Origin of the sequence: Erythrobacter sp. NAP1, assembly GCF_000152865.1 — a bacterium.
Classification (GTDB): domain Bacteria; phylum Pseudomonadota; class Alphaproteobacteria; order Sphingomonadales; family Sphingomonadaceae; genus Erythrobacter.
Map to the genome: position 1 here is coordinate 3,247,931 of NZ_CH672390.1, position 17,135 is coordinate 3,265,065.

A 17,135-nucleotide genomic window follows, 5' to 3' on the forward strand; every position below is an offset into this window, starting at 1 on the left:
ATGGCTAACGAAGCGTAAAATTCGGATCGTCCGACTGGGGGAAATCGCGTAAATTTTGCTTAATCCTACCCCACACTCAGAGCTGCGCTGCGAGCCACCTGCTCGGGCAATTCGTAGATGCTTGTGCGTTTGCCCGATGGAGAGAAGGCTCTTGTCTGGCCCACCACCGTCTCGCCAGCGCCGAGCATAAGGAAACCGTCGCGCGCCATGGCCGAGGCAAGCCTTTCAAATGCGATGGCGCGGGTGTCTGCATCGAAATAGAGAAGCACATTGCGACAAAGAACGAGATCGAAGCGCGCTCTGGCGGGCGGTTCGGCCAGGACATTGTGCTGCTGAAACCGAGTGATTTGTCGCACATGATCAAGGATTTGCCAGCCGCCGGGCGTCTCTTCAAAGTGGCGTAGCATCTGCGTCACCCCGAGGCCGCGCTGAACCTCGAACTGGCTGTAAAGCCCGGTGCGAGCCGTGCGAATTGCGCGGTGCGATACGTCGGTTCCGAGAATGTCGATCGTCCAGCCATCCCACAGGGCCTTCTGGTCTTCGAAGAGCATGGCAAGGCTGTGCACTTCCTGCCCTGTCGAACACCCCGCGCACCAGATCGAAAGCCGCTTGGTATGCCGCCTGCGCTGAGCGAGTTCGGGGAGAATATCGTCGGGTATCTGATCGAAAGTCGGCTTGTCCCGAAAGAAGTATGTCTCGTTGTTGAGGAGCGCTTCGACCACCTCGGTCGCAAGGTCGCGATCATGCGAACGACGGCGCGGCTCATCGAGCAGGCAGACGAGTTGGTCGAGATTGCTGATCCCGTGCTCGCGGAAAACGCCTGAGAGCGCTGTTCCAACGCGCCATCGACGACTCTCGGAGAGATGCTGCCCTGTCCGGGCGGCCAAAAGGTCGGCGATGATCTGGTAAGAGGCCTGGCTAACTTCCATATCGGGTCAGGTCGCCGCGTTCTCGCGTGACGCCGCTGCCCTGCCGCCGGTTCCACTGACCTGCGTCATGAGCGCTTGGCCCAAAGCGGGAGGCGCTGCGACATAATCGCTCAGGCCCGCTTTCGTGACGGCTCCCGGCATGCCCCATACGGCGCTGGTTTCCGCGTCCTGCGTCCAGACAGTCCCGCCCAGTTCGCGCAGGTGCTGAACTCCGTCGAAGCCATCGCGGCCCATGCCCGACAGGATGATCGCATGAACGCGGCCATTGCAGGCGTCGGCAGCGCTGCGCAGCATGGGGTCGACCGAGGGCAGGCAGCCGCTGCGCGCAGGTTCGTTCGACGTGCGCGCCACCAGACGCTCGCCCATGCGGCGTACGGTCATGTGGCCCTGACCGGTCGCAATCGCGATTTCGCCTTTGCGGATTTCGGTCCCGTCATCGGCAATGTGCGTCGGACGGCCGCTCGCAACCTCAACCTGACGTGCGAACACGGGGATGAAGGAGCTTGGCAGGTGCTGGGTAATGAGGATCGGCAGGTCGAAGTCCGGCGTAAGTTCGCGCAGCATCAGATTGAGCGCGTGAATGCCACCCGTCGATGCGCCGATCGCGATCAACTCGGGACGTTGAGGCACGCGCGGCGTTGCTGCCGGTTTGGCGTGTTGATTGGCGACTTGCGCATTGGCGTTTGCAGCAGGAGTATCGCTCTTCGTGCCAAGAGCACGGATTTTGCCAAGGAGCTGGCTGCGATAATCCTCGTTGAAACCGCCCGGCCGAGGCTTGAGCATCGTGTCGGCAGCGCCGGTCGAAAGCGCTTGGACCGTGGCTTCCGCTCCGTCGTCGGTCAGAGAGGAAACCACCAGCACCTGGAGGTCGGGCGCGGTGGAAAGGATTGTTGGCAGCGCTTCGAGACCGCCCATACCGGGCATTTCGAGATCGAGCAGAAGGACATCGACATCGGTCGTGCCAAGCTGGGCGATGGCGCGCTCGCCCGAAGATGCGGTGGCGATGACTTCCATCGCGCCATCGCTTTCGACGATGCGTTTCAGAACCGTGCGAACTGTCAGCGAATCGTCGACGATCATCACCCTGATTGCATCGCTCGCACTTTCGCACGAAGGCGCGCTCTCGCGGGCCGATGGCTCATTCGCCACCTTTCGCAAGATCCGGGAAGGGGAAGAAGACATTGCGTTCACGCGAAGCCGACCAACTGCAGTTTGATTTGCAGGGTCTCGTGATCGAACGGTTTCATCACGTATTCGTCGGCGCCAGCACTGATCGCCTCGCGGATGTGAGCGACATCGTTCTCGGTCGTGCAGAAGACCACCTTGGGCTTGTCGCCGCCGGGGCGTTTGCGCAGCTGAGTGATAAACTCGATCCCGGTCATCACCGGCATATTCCAGTCGAGCAGCACGACGTCAGGCATTGACGCCTCGCACGCCTCGAGGCCTTCCCGACCATTCTCGGCTTCTTCAACCGCGAAGCCCAGCGTTTCGAGGATATGCCTCGAAACTTTGCGAATTACGCGGGAATCATCGACGACTAGGCAGCTTTTCATGAAGGTTCCTCGGTTCTGAACGCCAGTTTGATAGGCTCAGAAGGTAAGTTTTGGATTAAGCGGCATTTTCGATTGAAACCTGCCCGGCGATCAGCGCAGAGAGGTCCATCATCAGTGCGGGGCCGGTGCGCGTTTCAACAAGACCGCTTGCCGCATTGGACCATTCAGCGCCGAACCCTCCTGGCACGGTGCCGGGCTCGCCAATGGCAGAGGTGATGTCCTCGATGGAATCGATGCGAAGCGCGTAGGAATAGCCCGAGGACGCTACCACGATGGCGCGGTGATCGAGAGAATAGGCTTGCGGATCGAACCCGATGGCGCGGCGACAATCGATCACAGTCAGCGCCTGACTGCGCAGGGCTGTAAGACCGGCAATGTGATCGGGCGTTCGCGGCACGGGCGTGATGGCCCCGATCTCGATTACGGATTGGACGTCATTGGCCCTGAAGGCACAGCGTCGACCAGCGATCTGGCACATGACCAACAGCTCGTTCATCAGCGATTGCTCCCGCTTGCGCGCGCCGCACCCGATGCGGAACGTAGTGCTGCGACCAGCCCTTCGCGATCGTAGCGATAGACCGTCTCTTCCATGTTCGCGCCTTCGGGTATGTCCCGAAGCCGGATAACAGGCGCAGCAAATTCAACGTCGAGCGCGAGGGCGGCCTGGTATTCATCGTCGAACAGGATAGCGACGTCTTCGTCGGTTTCCTGGTCATCAGCGATTTCGTAGCCCGCTGCGGCGACAAGCGGTGCAAGGATGGTGCTGGCCCATTCGGTCTGAGGGATGCGGCAAACAGGTTTGATCGCTGCTTCCGGAACCTCTCCGTGCCGGGCAAACAGGGCGTGGCCGTCGATGAGGGTGACAGTCTTGCCTTCGACCAGAGTGACCGCCTCGATCATCGGGTCAGTGTCGACCGGCTTGAGCGTGTCGGTCAGTTCGACCGCATCGTCGATCTCGCGCACGGCGTGGACCAGTTGCCCTGAGCCATCGGTCAGGCGCAGCAAGCGTACCTTTTCTGCCGGAAGCGGCCCGTCAGGCAGACCGACCAGCGGTAGAATGACCCCGTCAATAACAGCGCGCGGACGATCGCCGGTGAGGTCAATGGCGGACACAGGCGCCGTTTCGATGCGCTGAACCAATTCAAGGCGCACAGCGCAGCGGCGGCCATCGAAATCGGTGAACAGCATGGCACGAGACGCGGGCTTTTCGGATTTGGCTTTCTCTTCCTCCGCACCGCGGAAAACGCGGCTGCGGGCATCGGAGGCAAGCTGGTGCTGCGATGCGATATTGGTCACATCCAGCAGCAAAACCGGCTGGCCGTCGTCGAGCAACGTAGAGCCCGCATAGACCCCGGCTTTCATCACGGCAGGTGCAAGCGGTTTGACGACGAGGTCGCCATGCGAATGGATGCGGTCGACCGCGAGCGCGAACAGGTCGCCGCTCGCAAGGCGGAGCATCACCATCGTGCGCTGCTCAGCGGGTATTTCACCCTCTTCGGCACCGAGCACGTCGGTTAGCATAAGGCACGGAACGCGCGTGTCGCGGAAAGTGACGAGCGCGTTTTCTCCAGCGCGGGTGAAGTCGAGCGCCTTGGATGATGCGTGGATGATCTCTTCGACGTAGCTTTGCGGGATCGCGAAGCGTTGCTCTCCGATCTCGACGGTAAGCCCGGCGATGATGCTGAGCGTCAGTGGAATCTGGAGTGTGAAGAGCGTGCCGACCCCCGGCGTCGAGCTCACTTTGATCGAGCCACCGACGCGCTCAAGGTTGTCGCGCACCACGTCTAGGCCGACGCCGCGCCCTGACACGTTGCTCACTTCCTCGGCAGTTGAAAAACCGGGTTCGAAGACCAGTTGCAGGATCGCATCGCGGCTCATTTCTGACCGGTGAGCGGCGGAGATCAGTCCGGTCTTGACCGCCTTGTCTGCAATCTTTTCCTCTTCGAGCCCGCGTCCATCGTCGCTGACCACGATAGAGATCGTGTTCCCCGCCTGGCGAGCTGCGATTGAAAGAAGCCCGGTTTCGCGCTTGTCCATGGCAAGGCGGTCGGACGGTTTCTCTATCCCGTGATCGATCGCATTGCGGATGATGTGCGTGAGCGGATCGCGGATCATTTCGATCATCTCGCGATCAAGTTCCACGTCCCCACCTTCAAGGTCGATCAGGACTTGCTTGCCGAGTTCATTCGACAAGTCACGGGCAAGCCGGGGCAGGGCGCTAAATAGGGTTTCGATCCGCTGCATGCGCATACGGGTGATCGCGTCGCGGACATCGGAAAGGATGGTGGTGAGCCGCTCGAACGGACCGTCGATCGTCGGCTGTGTGCCCGCCTGACGAAGGCGGTGAGCGAGGTCGTTGCGCGCCAGCACCATGTCTGAAACGCCGCTCATCACCCGGTCGAGCAGGTCAACCGGCAAACGGATCGAACGTTGCGCAGCTGGTGCTTCGGTCTTCTTGGGAGCAGGCGAATTGCCGTCCTCTGTTGAAGCGGGGCCTACTTCCGGCTCCAACTCCGCGGCAACGGCATCGCCGGTCACGCCTTCGGCGCCCGGCTCAAGCGCTGCGATCAGTTCTTCATCGCCGCCTTCGGGAAACTCTTCGCCCGCTTCAATAACGTCGACCATCTGCGCAATCCGGTCGATGATTGCGAGCACGGCGGTAACCAATTCCGCATCAGGCGTGCGGCGTCCGGCGCGGCAATCGGCGAGTGCGTCTTCGGCTGCGTGGCTGAGGCCAGCGAGCCGCGGAAAGTCGAAAAAGCCGCAATTGCCTTTAACCGTGTGTACGAAACGGAAGATGGTATCGAGCCGCGCGCGGTCAGCCGGATCGGCTTCCCAGGCAACGATCTCGCCTGCGCTGGCTTCCAGCATTTCCCGTGTCTCTGCGACGAAATCCGCCAGCAGGTCATCCATGACGCGCGTGCCCCTCTTAGACTTGAAAGTCTGTATGGACACAGATGGTTAATGATTGCCTACCCGAAGCTCCGGTTGGCGCGGCGAGTTCGCCTTATTTGGGAGCGCGGCGCACAAGCACCAGCCAGACAAGGACGGCGCCGGTCAGGGCGCCAAAGATATTCGCCGCAAGTTCGGCGGTGTAGATCGCAGAACTGCCCCACGATTCCTGAAGCAACCAGGCGACGGGCAACATTACGAGAAAGACGCGGGCAACGGACTGGCCGAGCGCAAAAGAGGCCTTGTCGATCGCATTGAGAATGCCATTGGCAACGATCAGGATGCCAAAGCCCGCATAACCCCATGCCGCGATCTTCAAGTAGAGCGCGAACTCTTCGATCACGGGCTGCTCGTCGGTGAAGGCCCGTGCAAATGTCTCGCCTGCCGACGTCAGCAGAACCGCGGTGCCAAGGCCCCAGACAACGCAGAAAATCCCCGCGTAGAGAGCCGCGCTCCGCGCTCGTCCGAACTCTCTTGCACCCCAGTTCTGGCCAACGATCGAACCGATCGCTCCCGAAAGCGCGAGCAGGGGCACTGTGGCAAAACTCTGCAACCGGCCAGCGGCTCCGAACCCTGCGACCGCATCCTGCCCAGCTGTGGCGATCAGAGCGGTCAGGATCGAAAGGCCGATCGGGTTAATCGCGTTCGAAAATGCTGCAGGTCCTGCGACCTTGGCAATGCTCGACGCGGAATCGGCAAGGTTCGATTTCGCAAGGAGCGAGGGGTTGAGCGGTATGTCGGTCTGCTTCACCAAAACCAGCGCCATCGCCGCGCCGCAGCCCCATCCGATGATCGTTGCATAGGCTGCGCCGACAATGCCGAAGCCTTCAAAGCCGCCGAACAGGAAATCGGGTGAGCCGGTTATCAGGATCGGATCGAGCACCCAGTTCGCGGCGGCATAGGTGATGCTCACGATGCTAGTCCGACGCGCTTCGCCTTGTCCGCGAAGAATGCCGTTAAAGCCCATAATCGCGAGGATCAGCGGGAAGCCGAGGGCGAAGGGCTGCATGTAGGTGCGAATGAGCGGCATCAGGTTGTCCGGCGCATTCATCAGGCGGAACAGCGGATCGTGCAGAGCGAACAGGGCAAGGCCGATGACGCCGCCCGCGCCAACTGCAAAGACCAGTCCGAAATTGGCCCTTCGCGCAGCGCGTTCGCTGTCGCCTTCACCCAGCGCGCGTGCAACGACCGAATTGATGCCGACCATGACGCCGACGCCGAGCGAGGTCAGCGCGACCGAAATCGGGAAGATGAACGAGATCGCCGCGAGCGCGTCTGACCCCAGCTGCCCGATGAAGTATGCATCCACGAGGCCGATCGACATGATCGCCGCGACCCCGATGATCGCGGGCAAGGTCTGTCCGACAAGGTGGCCGGTGATGCTGCCTTGCGTGAGCTTCGCGCTCGCGGATTTCTCCGCTGAATTGTCCGTGTCGCTCATCGCTGATCAGCGCCTAGCCGCGCGAGGGGCCCGGCGCAAAGTGAAATCCTTTTGCCTGAGCGAATTGACATGCGATAAGAGTTGCCAAAGCTCAGACATGGAGAGGCATCAAATCATGGCAACCCAGCTCAAGCCCGACAACAGCCTTGAAGGGAAGGTCAGCAAGGAAGAATGGCAGGCGCGGCTCGACCTTGCGGCGTGCTACCGGATTTTCGACCATCTTGGCTGGGGGGAATCGATTTACAATCACATCTCTCTCAAGGTTCCGGGCGAAAAGGACACGTTCCTCATCAACCCGTTCGGGCTGCTCTATGACGAAGTGACCGCATCGAACCTCGTGAAGATCGACGTAGAGGGGAATAATGTAGGCGGATCGCCATATATGGTGAACAAGGCCGGCTTCACTCAGCACGGCTATTTCCACAAGCATCTTGGCAGCCGAGCTGATGCGATCTGCCATGTTCACACGACCGCAACCATGTCGGTGTGCAGCCACAAGGACGGCCTGCTCCCGATCAGCTTCTACGCCTGCAATTTTCAGGATCAGATCGGCTATCACGACTTCGAGGGCGTGACCGTTCGCGCCGAGGAAGGCGAGCGGTTGGTGCGCAACCTTGGTAATCACTCGATCCTGATGCTGCGCAATCACGGCCCGGTTGTCATGGATGGCACGATCCAGGGCATGTTCGTGAAGATGTGGGCGCTTCAGCGCGCCTGCGAGATCCAGGTCGCCACGCTTTCGCAGGGCGAGCCGCGTGTCGTGCCTCAGGAAGTGATCGACGTGCACCAGCGCGACCTCTCCGTCATGGCGAGCCAGGGCGGCGCAGGCGTGTTCGATTTCGAGGCGTGGAAGCGCCGGATCGACAAGATCGACGACAGCTGGCGCAACTGATTCTTTCAAGAGATAGGGCCAGCGCATGCCGCGCATGACCGTCAACGACCGGCCGGTCGAGTTCGACCTCGATGCCGAAATGCCGCTGCTTTACGCGCTGCGTGAGGCGTTGAACCTTACCGGGACGAAAGCGGGCGGCGGCGGCAATTGCGACTGCGGCGCGTGCATGGTGCTGGTGGATGGAGCGGCGCTTCGTTCGTGCCGGATCACTCTGGCCGAGGCCGAGGGACGCTTCATCACTACGATCGAAGGCGTGTCGCGCGACCGCTCGCATCCGGTGCAGCAGGCAATGGTGGCCGAACAGGCGATCCAGTGCGGCTATTGCACTCCGGGTATCGTGATCGCGGCGGCCGCGCTGCTCCAACGCAATCCCGTTCCCTCTCGCGCGGAGATCGAGGATGCGATCCAGAACATGTGCCGCTGCGGCGTCTATCCGCGGCTGGTGAGCGCAATCCAGAGAGCGGGGCGCGTCGCCCAGCGCGGCGAAAGCATCGGCGCAGCGCCCGCACCCGGCATTGCGCCCGAAGACGCCGCCGCGATGGTGCCCGCGCTGCGAACGCCCTCGGATGCCGAAGCACCCGAGGATTGATTTCGCTTAGAAGCGCCCGTTGATCGCAAAGCGCGCATTGAGCGGCGCGCCGACACTCGCCTGATGGGTCGAGTGCGAGTTTGGGAAGTACAGCGTGTCGGTCAGGTTTTCGACATTGACCTGTACGCGCCAGTTTTCACTGACTTCGTAGTAAGCTGCCGCGTCGATGCGGGTGTAGCTTGGCAGGATCGCGCTGTTCGAGTTGTTGATGAAGCTCTCGTCCTGGTGCGTCAGGCCAACGCCGATGCCGAAGCGGTCGGTGACGGTGATCTGGTTCCAGATCGAGAACATGTTTTCAGGGAGCTCCCGCGGGCGAAGGCCAGTGGGGCCGGTCTGGTCGACCTGCTCGCCGTCGAGATAGCTGTAGCCAGCCGAAACCTGCCAGCCAGGCATGACTTCACCCTGAAGCTGGAACTCGAAACCCGAAATGGTCGAATCCACCACGACAAGCAGCGCCGGGTCGGTGTCGTCGACTTCAGGCGTGCTCTGTTCGATCTCGAACACCGCTGCGGTCAGGCTGAGGCGGTCGAGGATATCCCACTTCACCCCGGCTTCGAGGTTCACGAACTCGTCGGGATCAAGCGCTGCGGCGTTCCCGCCAAGGCTCGCGAACTGTTCGCCCGAGCGCGGCAGGAAGCTTTCCGAATAGCTCGCATAGATCGAGATGTTGTCCTGCGGCTTGATGATGAGGCCGCCACGCGGGGAGAATTCCTCGTCCTTGCGGCTTTGAACCGCGCCGCCATTGGCAAGATCGATGACGGTGAGGTCGAAGCTGTCGAAGCGGCCACCGACTACGACGTTCAGCCATTCGGTCAGCTTGATTTCATCCTGAATGAAGATCGAGAAGACATCGAGATCGCCGTCGGTGAAGTCGTTGAGGTCGCTGAAGGCAACCGTCGTGACCTGACCCGAAGCGTTGACGCCAACGCCGCCGCGCAGCGCCAGCGGGCGCTGGACCGCAAAGATTTCGTTGTCGTCATTGGTCTGGTCCCAGACGGGGTTGAAGCGGTCATTCACCGATTGGGTGTTGATGTATTCCGCGCCGATCAGCAGCGTGTGCCCGACGCTGCCGGTTTCAAACTCGCCGACGAGGTTGCCCGATAGGATCAGGTTCTCGCGCGTCGTCGTGTCGACATAGCCATCGGTCGTCACCTGACCCGGCGTGTTCGCCTGATCGTAGCCCGATGCGTAGAAGTTCGAATAGAGTTTGTCGTAATCGCCGTAGAACGCGCTAACGACACCCTTCCAGTTGTCGGAGAAATTGTGCTGGAGGTTGGCGCGCAGCAAGTGCGCTTCGAGGTCGAGGAAGTTCAGTTCGGGATCGCCGAAGACGATTTCCTCAAACGCCTCGACCGGACGGCCATCGGTGCCGGTCACGATGCCGCGATCGACGAAACGGTCGTGGTTCGCATATTCGTAAGCGAGGTCGAGCGTGGTGTCTTCGCCCAGCGCGATGCGCGCGGTCGGGTTGATGCCGATGCGCTCGCCGTCATAGAAATCGCGGTGATTGTTCAGGTTCTCGTACGACGCGTTGAGCCGGAAGGCGAAGGTTTCGGACGAGGACAGGTTGATGTCGCCCTGCACGCTGAATTCGCCGAACGTGTCGAGCGCAACCTGACCGCCCGCGAAGTTGGCGTTAAGCTCGCCCTTCTTGGTCACGCGGTTGAGCACGCCGCCCGTACCGCCGCGTCCGAACAGCAGCGCGTTGGGGCCGCGCAGGATCTCGACCTGCTGGAGGTTGTAGAGCCCGCGATAATACTGAACGTCGTCGCGGATGCCGTCGATGAAGAAGTCTGCGGTCGAACGCACGCCCCGGAACACGATGGCATCGCGGTGGCCTTCGCCTTGTGAGGTGTTCACGCCCGGCGTGTAATCGACGATCTGGCCGATGCTGGTGAAGCCGCGATCGACGATCTCTTTTTCGGTCGTGATCGTGAGACTTTGGGGGACGTCGATGATCGGAGTGGGGGTCTTGACCGACGCGACCACGCTCGATTGCAGCACGTCTCCGGTGACGAGAATATCGTCGCCCTGCGTCTCCAGAATTGGTCCTGCCTCAGACAGCAGGTCGGTGCTTTGCGGTGCTGTTTCTTCGGCAGCTGCCGGGAAAGCGAGCGCGGCGCAGGAGAGGAGGTGCGCGGCGCGCGAAAGTGTACGGTTCATCATGTCCCTTCCGATTGACAAAATCGCGCTATTGAAAACTATTCTCATATTCAACCCGAAAATTGAGAATTGTTCTCAAAGCGCGATCTGTCCCTCTAGAAGCCGGATTTGTGTGGCAATTCAGCCACCCGAGCGGGCGGTGCCCGCCTCGATCAGGGCCACGGCCTCAGCGGTTGCCTCATCCGATTCGGCCTCGCCTGTCCTGATGGCATCCGCGAGTTCGAGCAGCTTCGCCGCGATCTCGGTGCCGTACTGTGCCTGTTGTGCTATGCGGATGCCGCCGTTGGCCTCGGCAACCTTGTCCCATTCGGCGCGCACCGCTTCCCAGTAATCTGCGGTCTGCTCCCAATAGGCTTCGGCAGCTGCGACATTGTAGTCGTCGAACCGCTCGTAGGTGTTGAGCACATATTCCTGCACGACCGGGACCAGTTCACCGCTGCCGTCTTCGGCTGGCATCATCTTGGTGTTGTCCTGCCAGTGGATCCAGCCCGAGGGCGTGATCTGGTGGCGGTTGATGCCGACATAACGGTCGTAGATGGGATCGCGCACGGCATCGCGGCGGGCGAGCGGGCGGGTGGTCCAGTTCGAGCGCCAGCGCTTCACGCCATTGGTGGTCTCCCACTGGCCCCAACCGGCATAGCGCGGGCTGTCATCGACCTGCCAAACGGTTTGCGACCAGCGGCCAGCGCGCATCGCCTCGGGCACCGGCGTCATCTCCCAGCGGTCACCGCCTTCATAGGTAAGAATCGTATCGGGCTCGTACTGCCAGTCCTGCCGCCAGTGCTTGACGACGTAAGGGCTCTCTTCATCACCCACGACAAGAAGGTGCTGGAGCACGATCTTGGTCCCCGTATCCTCGATCACGCGCACGCTTTCATAGCCGCCCGACAGCTTTGGCTCGAGCGCTTCGTAACCCTCCATCCAGGCGGTGGATTCGCGCATGTCGAAAGTGACCTTGAAGTCGCCTGCCATGGATAGGATCGTTTCGCGGTCGGCCTGAAATGCGGCCTGTTCGGCAGCCGCACTGCGTTCGATCGGATCGTCGGCGAGCGCGGGGGCCGAGGCGGCGGCGAATGCCACGCTGGCGAGGCTAGCAAGCAGGGTGGTCTTGGCAAATTTCATCATGGGTAATCTCCCTTTCAACGTCAGAATTGGAAGCTCGCCGAAACGCTCACGTTGCGTCCCGGACGGGTGAAGGCACCGGCGATGCCGCGATCCTCGACGCGCAGGCCGCGCACGTCGGACCACACGGCGTATCGTTCATCGAAGAGGTTGAAGATCCCGGCGCGCAGTTTCAGCGCCTCGGTCACCTCAACAAAAGCGGTGAGGTCGAACACGGTCGAGGCCTCTGGGCGGATGAAGAGGTCGGCTCCGTCCGCCGCGCGCTCGAGCTCGTTCGCGTCCTTGCGCGCATTGTGGGTGAGGATCAGTTCCGCGCCGAAGCGACCTTGCCGGTCGCGGTAACCGAGCCCGGCGATCAAGTTGAACGGGTCAACCGTGTCGAGCGGGGTGCGGCTGCCGTCGGCGTTGATGATGTCGCCGTTGGCATAGGCGATGGCGAGGCGGGCATTGACGCCGCTGTCGAGCTCCATCGATCCCTTTACCTCGAAGCCGTCGATCTCGACCTCGGTGAAGTTCACGAACTGGAAGATCGCGGGGTCTTGCGGCGTGAACGATCCGCCAACGACCTGCTGGCTGATGAAGTCGTCGTAGGTGCCCTTGAAGCCCACGACTTCGAGGCCGAAGACATCGCCGATGTAACGCGCGCCAATCTCCCAACTCTCGCTGGTTTCGGGGCCGAGATCAGGGTTGGGAAGCGAAGTGTATCCGCCCGCGATAAACTCGAAAAAGTTGTTCACCTGAGACGGCGTCGGCGCGAGGAAGCCTTGCGCGTAATTGGCGAAGATCAGGAAGTCGTCGGCAAACTTGTAGGTCGCGCCGACCTTGGGTGAGAGGCGGCTGTCCGACTGGCCTTGTGGGTTGAACACGGTGAGCAGTGGGTCGTCGGTCGGGTTGAGGTCGTAGAAGTCGAACCTCAGAGCCGGGTAAAGCGTGAAAGCTCCGTCGCCGAAGGTGATCTCATCCGCGATGAACACGCCGCCAAGCGTGAAGTCGGTGACGGGGAAGGCGCGCGTTGGGAAACTCTCGCCGCGGCCGGGGAAGGTGCCGTCACGAACGCCTTCCTGCCGGGTCCAGTTGACATCGCCGCCGAAAGCGATCGTGTGCGAGAGCGGACCGGTTGCAAAGCTGCTGCGCGTCTCGGCGTTGATGCCGTAGACCTCGTTCTCGAACGTGTTGAGGCGCGTGCGGTCGGGCGCGGGAATGAAGCCCAGTGCGGTGCGGTCTTCTTCGGTGAATTGGCGGTCTTCGGCGTCCTGATAATACGCTGCGAGGAAGGCGTATTCGATGAGGTCGTCGGCCTCGCCTTCATACGTCCAGTCTGCAGAAACGCGCGCGCGGCTGGTCGTGTCCTCGGCTTCAAGGCGGTCGACGGTCCAGACCGGCGCCGGGCCGAACAGGAACGCTGGGCCAAGGCCGGTGAGTGCGTTGGTAAAGACTTCGGTTTCAAGCCATTCGCCGGTCAGGCGCAGGCGATGATCGCCATTGTCCCAAACGAGCTTGCCAAGCACCGCGTTGGATTCGCCGTCCTGTGGATTGGGCAGGGTGCGCGCTTGTCCGACGCCGCCGATCTCACCCTGGTTTTCAAGCTCCGAGAAGTCGCGGCGGGTGTGGGCGACCATGCCAGAGAAGTTGCCTGATTGAGCAGCTAGCGTCGCGGTCTGTGCGAACTCCTCGTCCTCGCTCGAATAGTGCGAGCGGACAAACCCGCCGACTTTGTCTGCCCGAAGGACATCGACCGGGTCGGCAGTGGTGAAGCTGACCGCGCCCGCAAGCCCGTCGCTGCCATAAAGCGCGGAGGCGGGGCCGCGCAGGATCTCGACCTGCTTCACAAGGCTCACATCGGAAAAGCCGCCGCGCCCCGCTTCCTGTGCGCCGAAGCTGAAGCCTTGCGGCGAGCGGATGCCGTCGACCTGGATCAGCACACGGTTGCCGCCGATGCCGCGAATGACGAAATCCTCGTTCCGGGCACGGCCAGTCGAGCCAAGCGCAGCGCCAAAGCGGGCGGGCGCACGGCGCACCGTGACGCCGGGCTCGTAACGAACGAGGTCGCGCACGTCGGTCGCCAGTTCATCCGCGATCTGCTCGTCGGTGATGATGGTGATGGTCGCGGGCGCTTCTTCCTCCTGGACGGGAGTGCGCGTCGCCGTGACCGTGATCAGCCCATCGTAGGATTCGGCCTTGGCGCTGGCTTCGGAATCATCAGCGGCGGCGGGAAAGGCGAGACTCGCAGCTGAAAGGAGCAGAGCGCTGCGGGCGAAGTTGCGTGTCATGTGTTTCCTCTCTTGCGTCGGTCGATTCTGCTAATGACAATGACTCGCAAACGCAACAAGGAAATTGAGAATTACTCGCAAGATGGGTTTCCGCTCAAGATCACCTATGAACCGGGTGGCGAATCCCTTCCGCATCGGTTAGCCGTGCTCGGCGGAAAAACCCCGTCCGGGTGGCTCACAATTGAAGGATGACGCGATGAAGGCGACGATCTGGCACAACCCCAAATGCGGGACGTCTCGCAAGACGCTCGCGATCCTGGAGAACCTGTCGAAGGTCGATGTGACCGTCGTCGAGTATCTCAAGGATCCGCCGACCCGCGAGAAGCTTGAGCAGCTGTACAAGGATGCCGGAATCACCCCTGCCGAGGGCCTGCGCCTGCGCGGAACCGATGCGCAAGAGCGCGGCTTGCCCGACGCGGACGCTGACACGGTGCTCGATGCAATGGTGGCCGACCCGATCCTGATCAACCGACCGCTGGTCGAGACCGAGAAGGGCGTTGCGATCTGCCGACCTCAGGACGAAGTGCTGAAGCTGCTTTGAGTGCGCCCGCTTAGCGGCGCTCGGTGGTCAGGTCCTCGTCGGCCTGCAGCCCGCGCCAGCCATGTACGGCAACCGCAAGGCACAGCGCGATGATCAGCCCGAACGCGCCCCAGTCCGAATAGCCGTAGAGCCACACGCCCAGCGCAGGCGCATAGATGTAGCTGAAGCCTGCAAGGCTCGCGACCACGCCCGATGCCTGCCCTTGCTCTGCGCGCGTCACGGCGAGCGACGTTCCTGCGGTGGTGCCGGGCCGGAACAGGCCAAAGCCTAGCGAGGCGATGGCATAGCCAAGCGCGATGACGTGAAGCTGGGTGCCTGCCGCAAGGAGCGCCGTCCCCAGAGCAGCGGTTAGCACGCCCGCCAGGGTCGCTGCTCGCGGCCCCAGATTGAAGCGCGGGATGATCCCCCACTGCGCCAGCAGTGAGGCAATTGCGCCTGCCATTAGCACCAGCCCCACAGGCCCTGCGCCTTCAGCAGGCGTGTCGCGCAGGGCCAGCCTGTCGAGAACGAGGAACCCGGTGATACCGAGCACCATCGCTTGCGCATGCCCGCCCAAAAGCTGCGCTATTATCCAGGCCCGGATTCGCGGGTCGGTCCATTTGAGGCGCGGTGGCTCTCCAACCATTTCGCCCGTCACTCCGCCGGTCTCGGCCTCGTCCTCGAGTTCTTCCTCGCTAAGCGTTTCGCTTGGGCCTGAATAACTGGTCGCCATACCGCGGGCGGCAAACTGCGGTTGGTCATTGGGCAATTGAAGGTGGAGCAATACGAGGACCACGATCCCAAGCAGGGCAAACCCGATGAACGGCCCCGTCAGGCCAAGCCCCATGAACGGCAACACCATGAGGGGAGCCAGCGCAGGGCCAATGACAGTACCAAGTCCAAAGCTCGACGCGATCAGTGACAGCGCGTTGGTTCGCTCTGCGCGCGGGGTGCGCGAGGCAACATAGGCCTGTACTGCTGGCGGGGCGGCGCTGCCGAACCCGCCGTAGAGGCTGCGGGCCGCGGCAAACAGGATCAGAGTAGCGAAGGCTCCGAGCCATCCTGCAAGGCCTGCCCACAAGACCATCCCGCAAATCACCATGGACGCGACAAAGCCGACAAGGCCGAGCGACATCATCGCCTTGCGCCCGCGCCGGTCGGACCGCCTCGCCCAGATCGGCGCGCATACGACCCATAACAGCGCGGACCAGCTGAAAGCGAGACTGATCCAGACGTCGCTCACCTCCAGCGCGGTGCCGATCGAAGGCATGACCGATTGCATCGCGGTGTTGCCCGCTGCCGTCACCAGCATGACGGTGAAAAGCAGCGCCATCCGCCCATTGGAAATCGCGCCCGAGGCCGAGGCGTTTTCAGTGCGAGGGATCGAGTCGCGAGAGGGATCGGCGTCGGCCATCGCAACCGCGCTAAGCCTGCGCGGTTACGGTTTCAATCACGAACTGACCTGATTGCTTACTCGAAAGTCTCGGCAACGCTCTTCGCGCTCGGGCCGGAAAGCTGGCTATACATCGCGACCGCGACCGCACACAGCATGATCCCGCTCACCATTCCAAGCACGCCATTTGCGGTACCGAGAATGAGCAGGCTCGTCGTGCCTCCTCCGAAAACCGCCGCGATTAGACTGAAGACGCCGTTAAAAAGCAGGCTGATGAGCACGAAGATCGCGCCGAGTACCACCCAGAAGATCACGATCATCCATTGGCTTTTCTTGGTCAGGCGGAAGCTGCCCGCGATGCCTTTGAACGGGTTCAGGGTCCCGCCAAAAATCAGGCTTGGCATGACCAGTGACATGCGCGCCATCAGCCACACGACAAAAAGCAAGACCGGGAAAATCGCGATAAGCCCAAGAGCTGGGACGCCGCCAACACCGACCAGGAGCGAAATCGGGAGCGCGATCAGGAACCCTCCGACAAGGTACATCAGCATGAAGAGGATGAGGACCACAAACAGGCTCGGGACAGTCTTGATCCCGGTGCCCAGCGACTGGCCAACGGTTGGCCTGCCATCACCCATCAGGGCGACCATCGCGCCATAGCCGGTGAACTGCACCGCAAGCGAAAGCGCCCCGAAGCCGAGCATCGGTCCGGCAATCTCGGCGAGTTTCTCGGCGATGACCTCTCGGTCGGCGGTGGGGTCGAGGAACATCTGGACATCGGGCACGAGCAGATAGGTCGCAATCGACGGGAGCAGTACAAACACGCCGGCGATCACCACGAGGAGCTGGAAATTGCTGCGAACGAGGTCGATTGCACGGGCCCAGCAGGCATTCATGTCGAAATTCATATGTCTTCCCCGCGCCCCACACTTGAGCGATTGGCTCTTGATCTGGCCGATCAATGCCTCCACCGGGAAGCTATGGCAAGCATCGCCCCCGATCTCCCGCGCGACATATCCGCAGCCAGCATTGAATGGCAGCGAGAGAGTGCGCCCGTGGCCTACACGCATGCGCTCAAGGAGATGCAGGCGCGAAACGAGGCGATTTCCGCAGGCGAGGCAGGTGAGCTTGCGTGGCTGCTCGAACATCCGCCGGTCTACACCGCTGGGACCAGCGCCGATCCGGCCGAACTCACAGACCCCCGCTTCGAGGTTGTCGAAGCGGGTCGCGGCGGGCGCTACACCTATCACGGGCCCGGCCAGCGTGTGGGCTACCTGATGCTTGACCTCGGCAAGCGCGGGAAGGACGTGC

Annotated in this window: 14 protein-coding genes and 1 pseudogene; 4 read left to right on the top strand and 11 right to left on the bottom strand. The window is 61.9% G+C overall.

What is annotated here, in order from left to right:
• Positions 1 to 65 precede the first annotated feature (65 nt).
• The 6 genes from NAP1_RS15630 to NAP1_RS15655 form a co-directional block, all read right to left on the bottom strand.
• Entirely contained in the window at positions 66 to 929 is an 864-nt protein-coding gene (locus NAP1_RS15630; protein ID WP_007166296.1) for a protein-glutamate O-methyltransferase CheR, read from the bottom strand.
• A 6-nt stretch (positions 930 to 935) separates the two neighbouring features.
• The gene (cheB, locus tag NAP1_RS15635) at positions 936 to 2,078 is read right to left on the bottom strand and encodes a chemotaxis-specific protein-glutamate methyltransferase CheB (RefSeq protein WP_007166297.1); all 1,143 of its coding nucleotides are present in this window, start codon (positions 2,076 to 2,078) and stop codon (positions 936 to 938) included.
• A 38-nt stretch (positions 2,079 to 2,116) separates the two neighbouring features.
• On the bottom strand, positions 2,117 to 2,482 hold the full coding sequence (locus tag NAP1_RS15640) for a response regulator (protein WP_007166298.1): 366 nt from the start codon (positions 2,480 to 2,482) through the stop codon (positions 2,117 to 2,119).
• A 55-nt stretch (positions 2,483 to 2,537) separates the two neighbouring features.
• Entirely contained in the window at positions 2,538 to 2,978 is a 441-nt protein-coding gene (locus NAP1_RS15645; RefSeq protein WP_007166299.1) for a chemotaxis protein CheW, read from the bottom strand.
• Positions 2,978 to 5,395, bottom strand: a complete 2,418-nt coding sequence (locus NAP1_RS15650) for a chemotaxis protein CheA (protein WP_007166301.1) — start codon at positions 5,393 to 5,395, stop codon at positions 2,978 to 2,980. The genes NAP1_RS15645 and NAP1_RS15650 overlap by 1 nt, the downstream gene beginning before the upstream one ends.
• A gap of 94 nt (positions 5,396 to 5,489) precedes the next feature.
• The gene (locus NAP1_RS15655) at positions 5,490 to 6,875 is read right to left on the bottom strand and encodes an MATE family efflux transporter (RefSeq protein WP_007166302.1); all 1,386 of its coding nucleotides are present in this window, start codon (positions 6,873 to 6,875) and stop codon (positions 5,490 to 5,492) included.
• Between the two features lie 115 nt (positions 6,876 to 6,990).
• On the opposite strand from NAP1_RS15655, the gene NAP1_RS15660 reads away from it, so the two are divergent.
• Both NAP1_RS15660 and NAP1_RS15665 read left to right on the top strand, forming a co-directional pair.
• Complete coding sequence (locus NAP1_RS15660) at positions 6,991 to 7,767, top strand: class II aldolase/adducin family protein (RefSeq protein ID WP_040465169.1); 777 nt, start codon at positions 6,991 to 6,993, stop codon at positions 7,765 to 7,767.
• Between the two features lie 25 nt (positions 7,768 to 7,792).
• Positions 7,793 to 8,356 (top strand): (2Fe-2S)-binding protein, encoded by a 564-nt coding sequence (locus tag NAP1_RS15665; RefSeq protein ID WP_007166304.1) that lies wholly within the window; start codon positions 7,793 to 7,795, stop codon positions 8,354 to 8,356.
• Between the two features lie 6 nt (positions 8,357 to 8,362).
• On the opposite strand, the gene NAP1_RS15670 is transcribed toward NAP1_RS15665, so the two are convergent.
• The 3 genes from NAP1_RS15670 to NAP1_RS15680 form a co-directional block, all read right to left on the bottom strand.
• Positions 8,363 to 10,519: a TonB-dependent siderophore receptor gene (locus NAP1_RS15670; protein WP_156777300.1), complete on the bottom strand. Its 2,157-nt coding sequence runs from the start codon at positions 10,517 to 10,519 to the stop codon at positions 8,363 to 8,365.
• Positions 10,520 to 10,639: 120 nt separating this feature from the next.
• Positions 10,640 to 11,644, bottom strand: coding sequence for a DUF6607 family protein (locus NAP1_RS15675; protein ID WP_007166306.1), 1,005 nt, complete (start codon positions 11,642 to 11,644; stop codon positions 10,640 to 10,642).
• Between the two features lie 20 nt (positions 11,645 to 11,664).
• Positions 11,665 to 13,911 (bottom strand): TonB-dependent hemoglobin/transferrin/lactoferrin family receptor, encoded by a 2,247-nt coding sequence (locus NAP1_RS15680; RefSeq protein ID WP_007166307.1) that lies wholly within the window; start codon positions 13,909 to 13,911, stop codon positions 11,665 to 11,667.
• Positions 13,912 to 14,107: 196 nt separating this feature from the next.
• Between NAP1_RS15680 and arsC the strand changes: the two genes are divergently transcribed.
• The gene (gene arsC, locus NAP1_RS15685) at positions 14,108 to 14,452 is read left to right on the top strand and encodes an arsenate reductase (glutaredoxin) (RefSeq protein WP_007166309.1); all 345 of its coding nucleotides are present in this window, start codon (positions 14,108 to 14,110) and stop codon (positions 14,450 to 14,452) included.
• A 10-nt stretch (positions 14,453 to 14,462) separates the two neighbouring features.
• Here arsC and NAP1_RS15690 read toward each other — a convergent pair whose 3' ends face one another.
• Both NAP1_RS15690 and NAP1_RS15695 read right to left on the bottom strand, forming a co-directional pair.
• A complete protein-coding gene (locus NAP1_RS15690; protein ID WP_007166310.1) occupies positions 14,463 to 15,845 on the bottom strand; it encodes an MFS transporter in 1,383 nt (460 codons plus the stop codon).
• 56 nt (positions 15,846 to 15,901) lie between these two features.
• Entirely contained in the window at positions 15,902 to 16,732 is an 831-nt protein-coding gene (locus NAP1_RS15695; protein ID WP_007166311.1) for a hypothetical protein, read from the bottom strand.
• Positions 16,733 to 16,804: 72 nt separating this feature from the next.
• On the opposite strand from NAP1_RS15695, the pseudogene NAP1_RS15700 reads away from it, so the two are divergent.
• Positions 16,805 to 17,135, top strand: a pseudogene (locus tag NAP1_RS15700) (lipoate-protein ligase B); the annotation flags it as partial.

Excerpts from the sequence above, each read along its gene's own strand:
- arsC (WP_007166309.1), top strand. The coding sequence starts at position 14,108 with ATGAAGGCGACGATCTGGCACAACCCCAAATGCGGGACGTCTCGCAAG.
- NAP1_RS15655 (WP_007166302.1), bottom strand. The coding sequence starts at position 6,875 with ATGAGCGACACGGACAATTCAGCGGAGAAATCCGCGAGCGCGAAGCTC.
- NAP1_RS15670 (WP_156777300.1), bottom strand. The coding sequence starts at position 10,519 with ATGAACCGTACACTTTCGCGCGCCGCGCACCTCCTCTCCTGCGCCGCG.
- NAP1_RS15675 (WP_007166306.1), bottom strand. The coding sequence starts at position 11,644 with ATGATGAAATTTGCCAAGACCACCCTGCTTGCTAGCCTCGCCAGCGTG.
- NAP1_RS15665 (WP_007166304.1), top strand. The coding sequence starts at position 7,793 with ATGCCGCGCATGACCGTCAACGACCGGCCGGTCGAGTTCGACCTCGAT.
- NAP1_RS15650 (WP_007166301.1), bottom strand. The coding sequence starts at position 5,395 with ATGGATGACCTGCTGGCGGATTTCGTCGCAGAGACACGGGAAATGCTG.
- NAP1_RS15695 (WP_007166311.1), bottom strand. The coding sequence starts at position 16,732 with ATGAATTTCGACATGAATGCCTGCTGGGCCCGTGCAATCGACCTCGTT.
- NAP1_RS15640 (WP_007166298.1), bottom strand. The coding sequence starts at position 2,482 with ATGAAAAGCTGCCTAGTCGTCGATGATTCCCGCGTAATTCGCAAAGTT.
- NAP1_RS15660 (WP_040465169.1), top strand. The coding sequence starts at position 6,991 with ATGGCAACCCAGCTCAAGCCCGACAACAGCCTTGAAGGGAAGGTCAGC.
- NAP1_RS15630 (WP_007166296.1), bottom strand. The coding sequence starts at position 929 with ATGGAAGTTAGCCAGGCCTCTTACCAGATCATCGCCGACCTTTTGGCC.
- NAP1_RS15680 (WP_007166307.1), bottom strand. The coding sequence starts at position 13,911 with ATGACACGCAACTTCGCCCGCAGCGCTCTGCTCCTTTCAGCTGCGAGT.
- NAP1_RS15690 (WP_007166310.1), bottom strand. The coding sequence starts at position 15,845 with ATGGCCGACGCCGATCCCTCTCGCGACTCGATCCCTCGCACTGAAAAC.
- NAP1_RS15645 (WP_007166299.1), bottom strand. The coding sequence starts at position 2,978 with ATGAACGAGCTGTTGGTCATGTGCCAGATCGCTGGTCGACGCTGTGCC.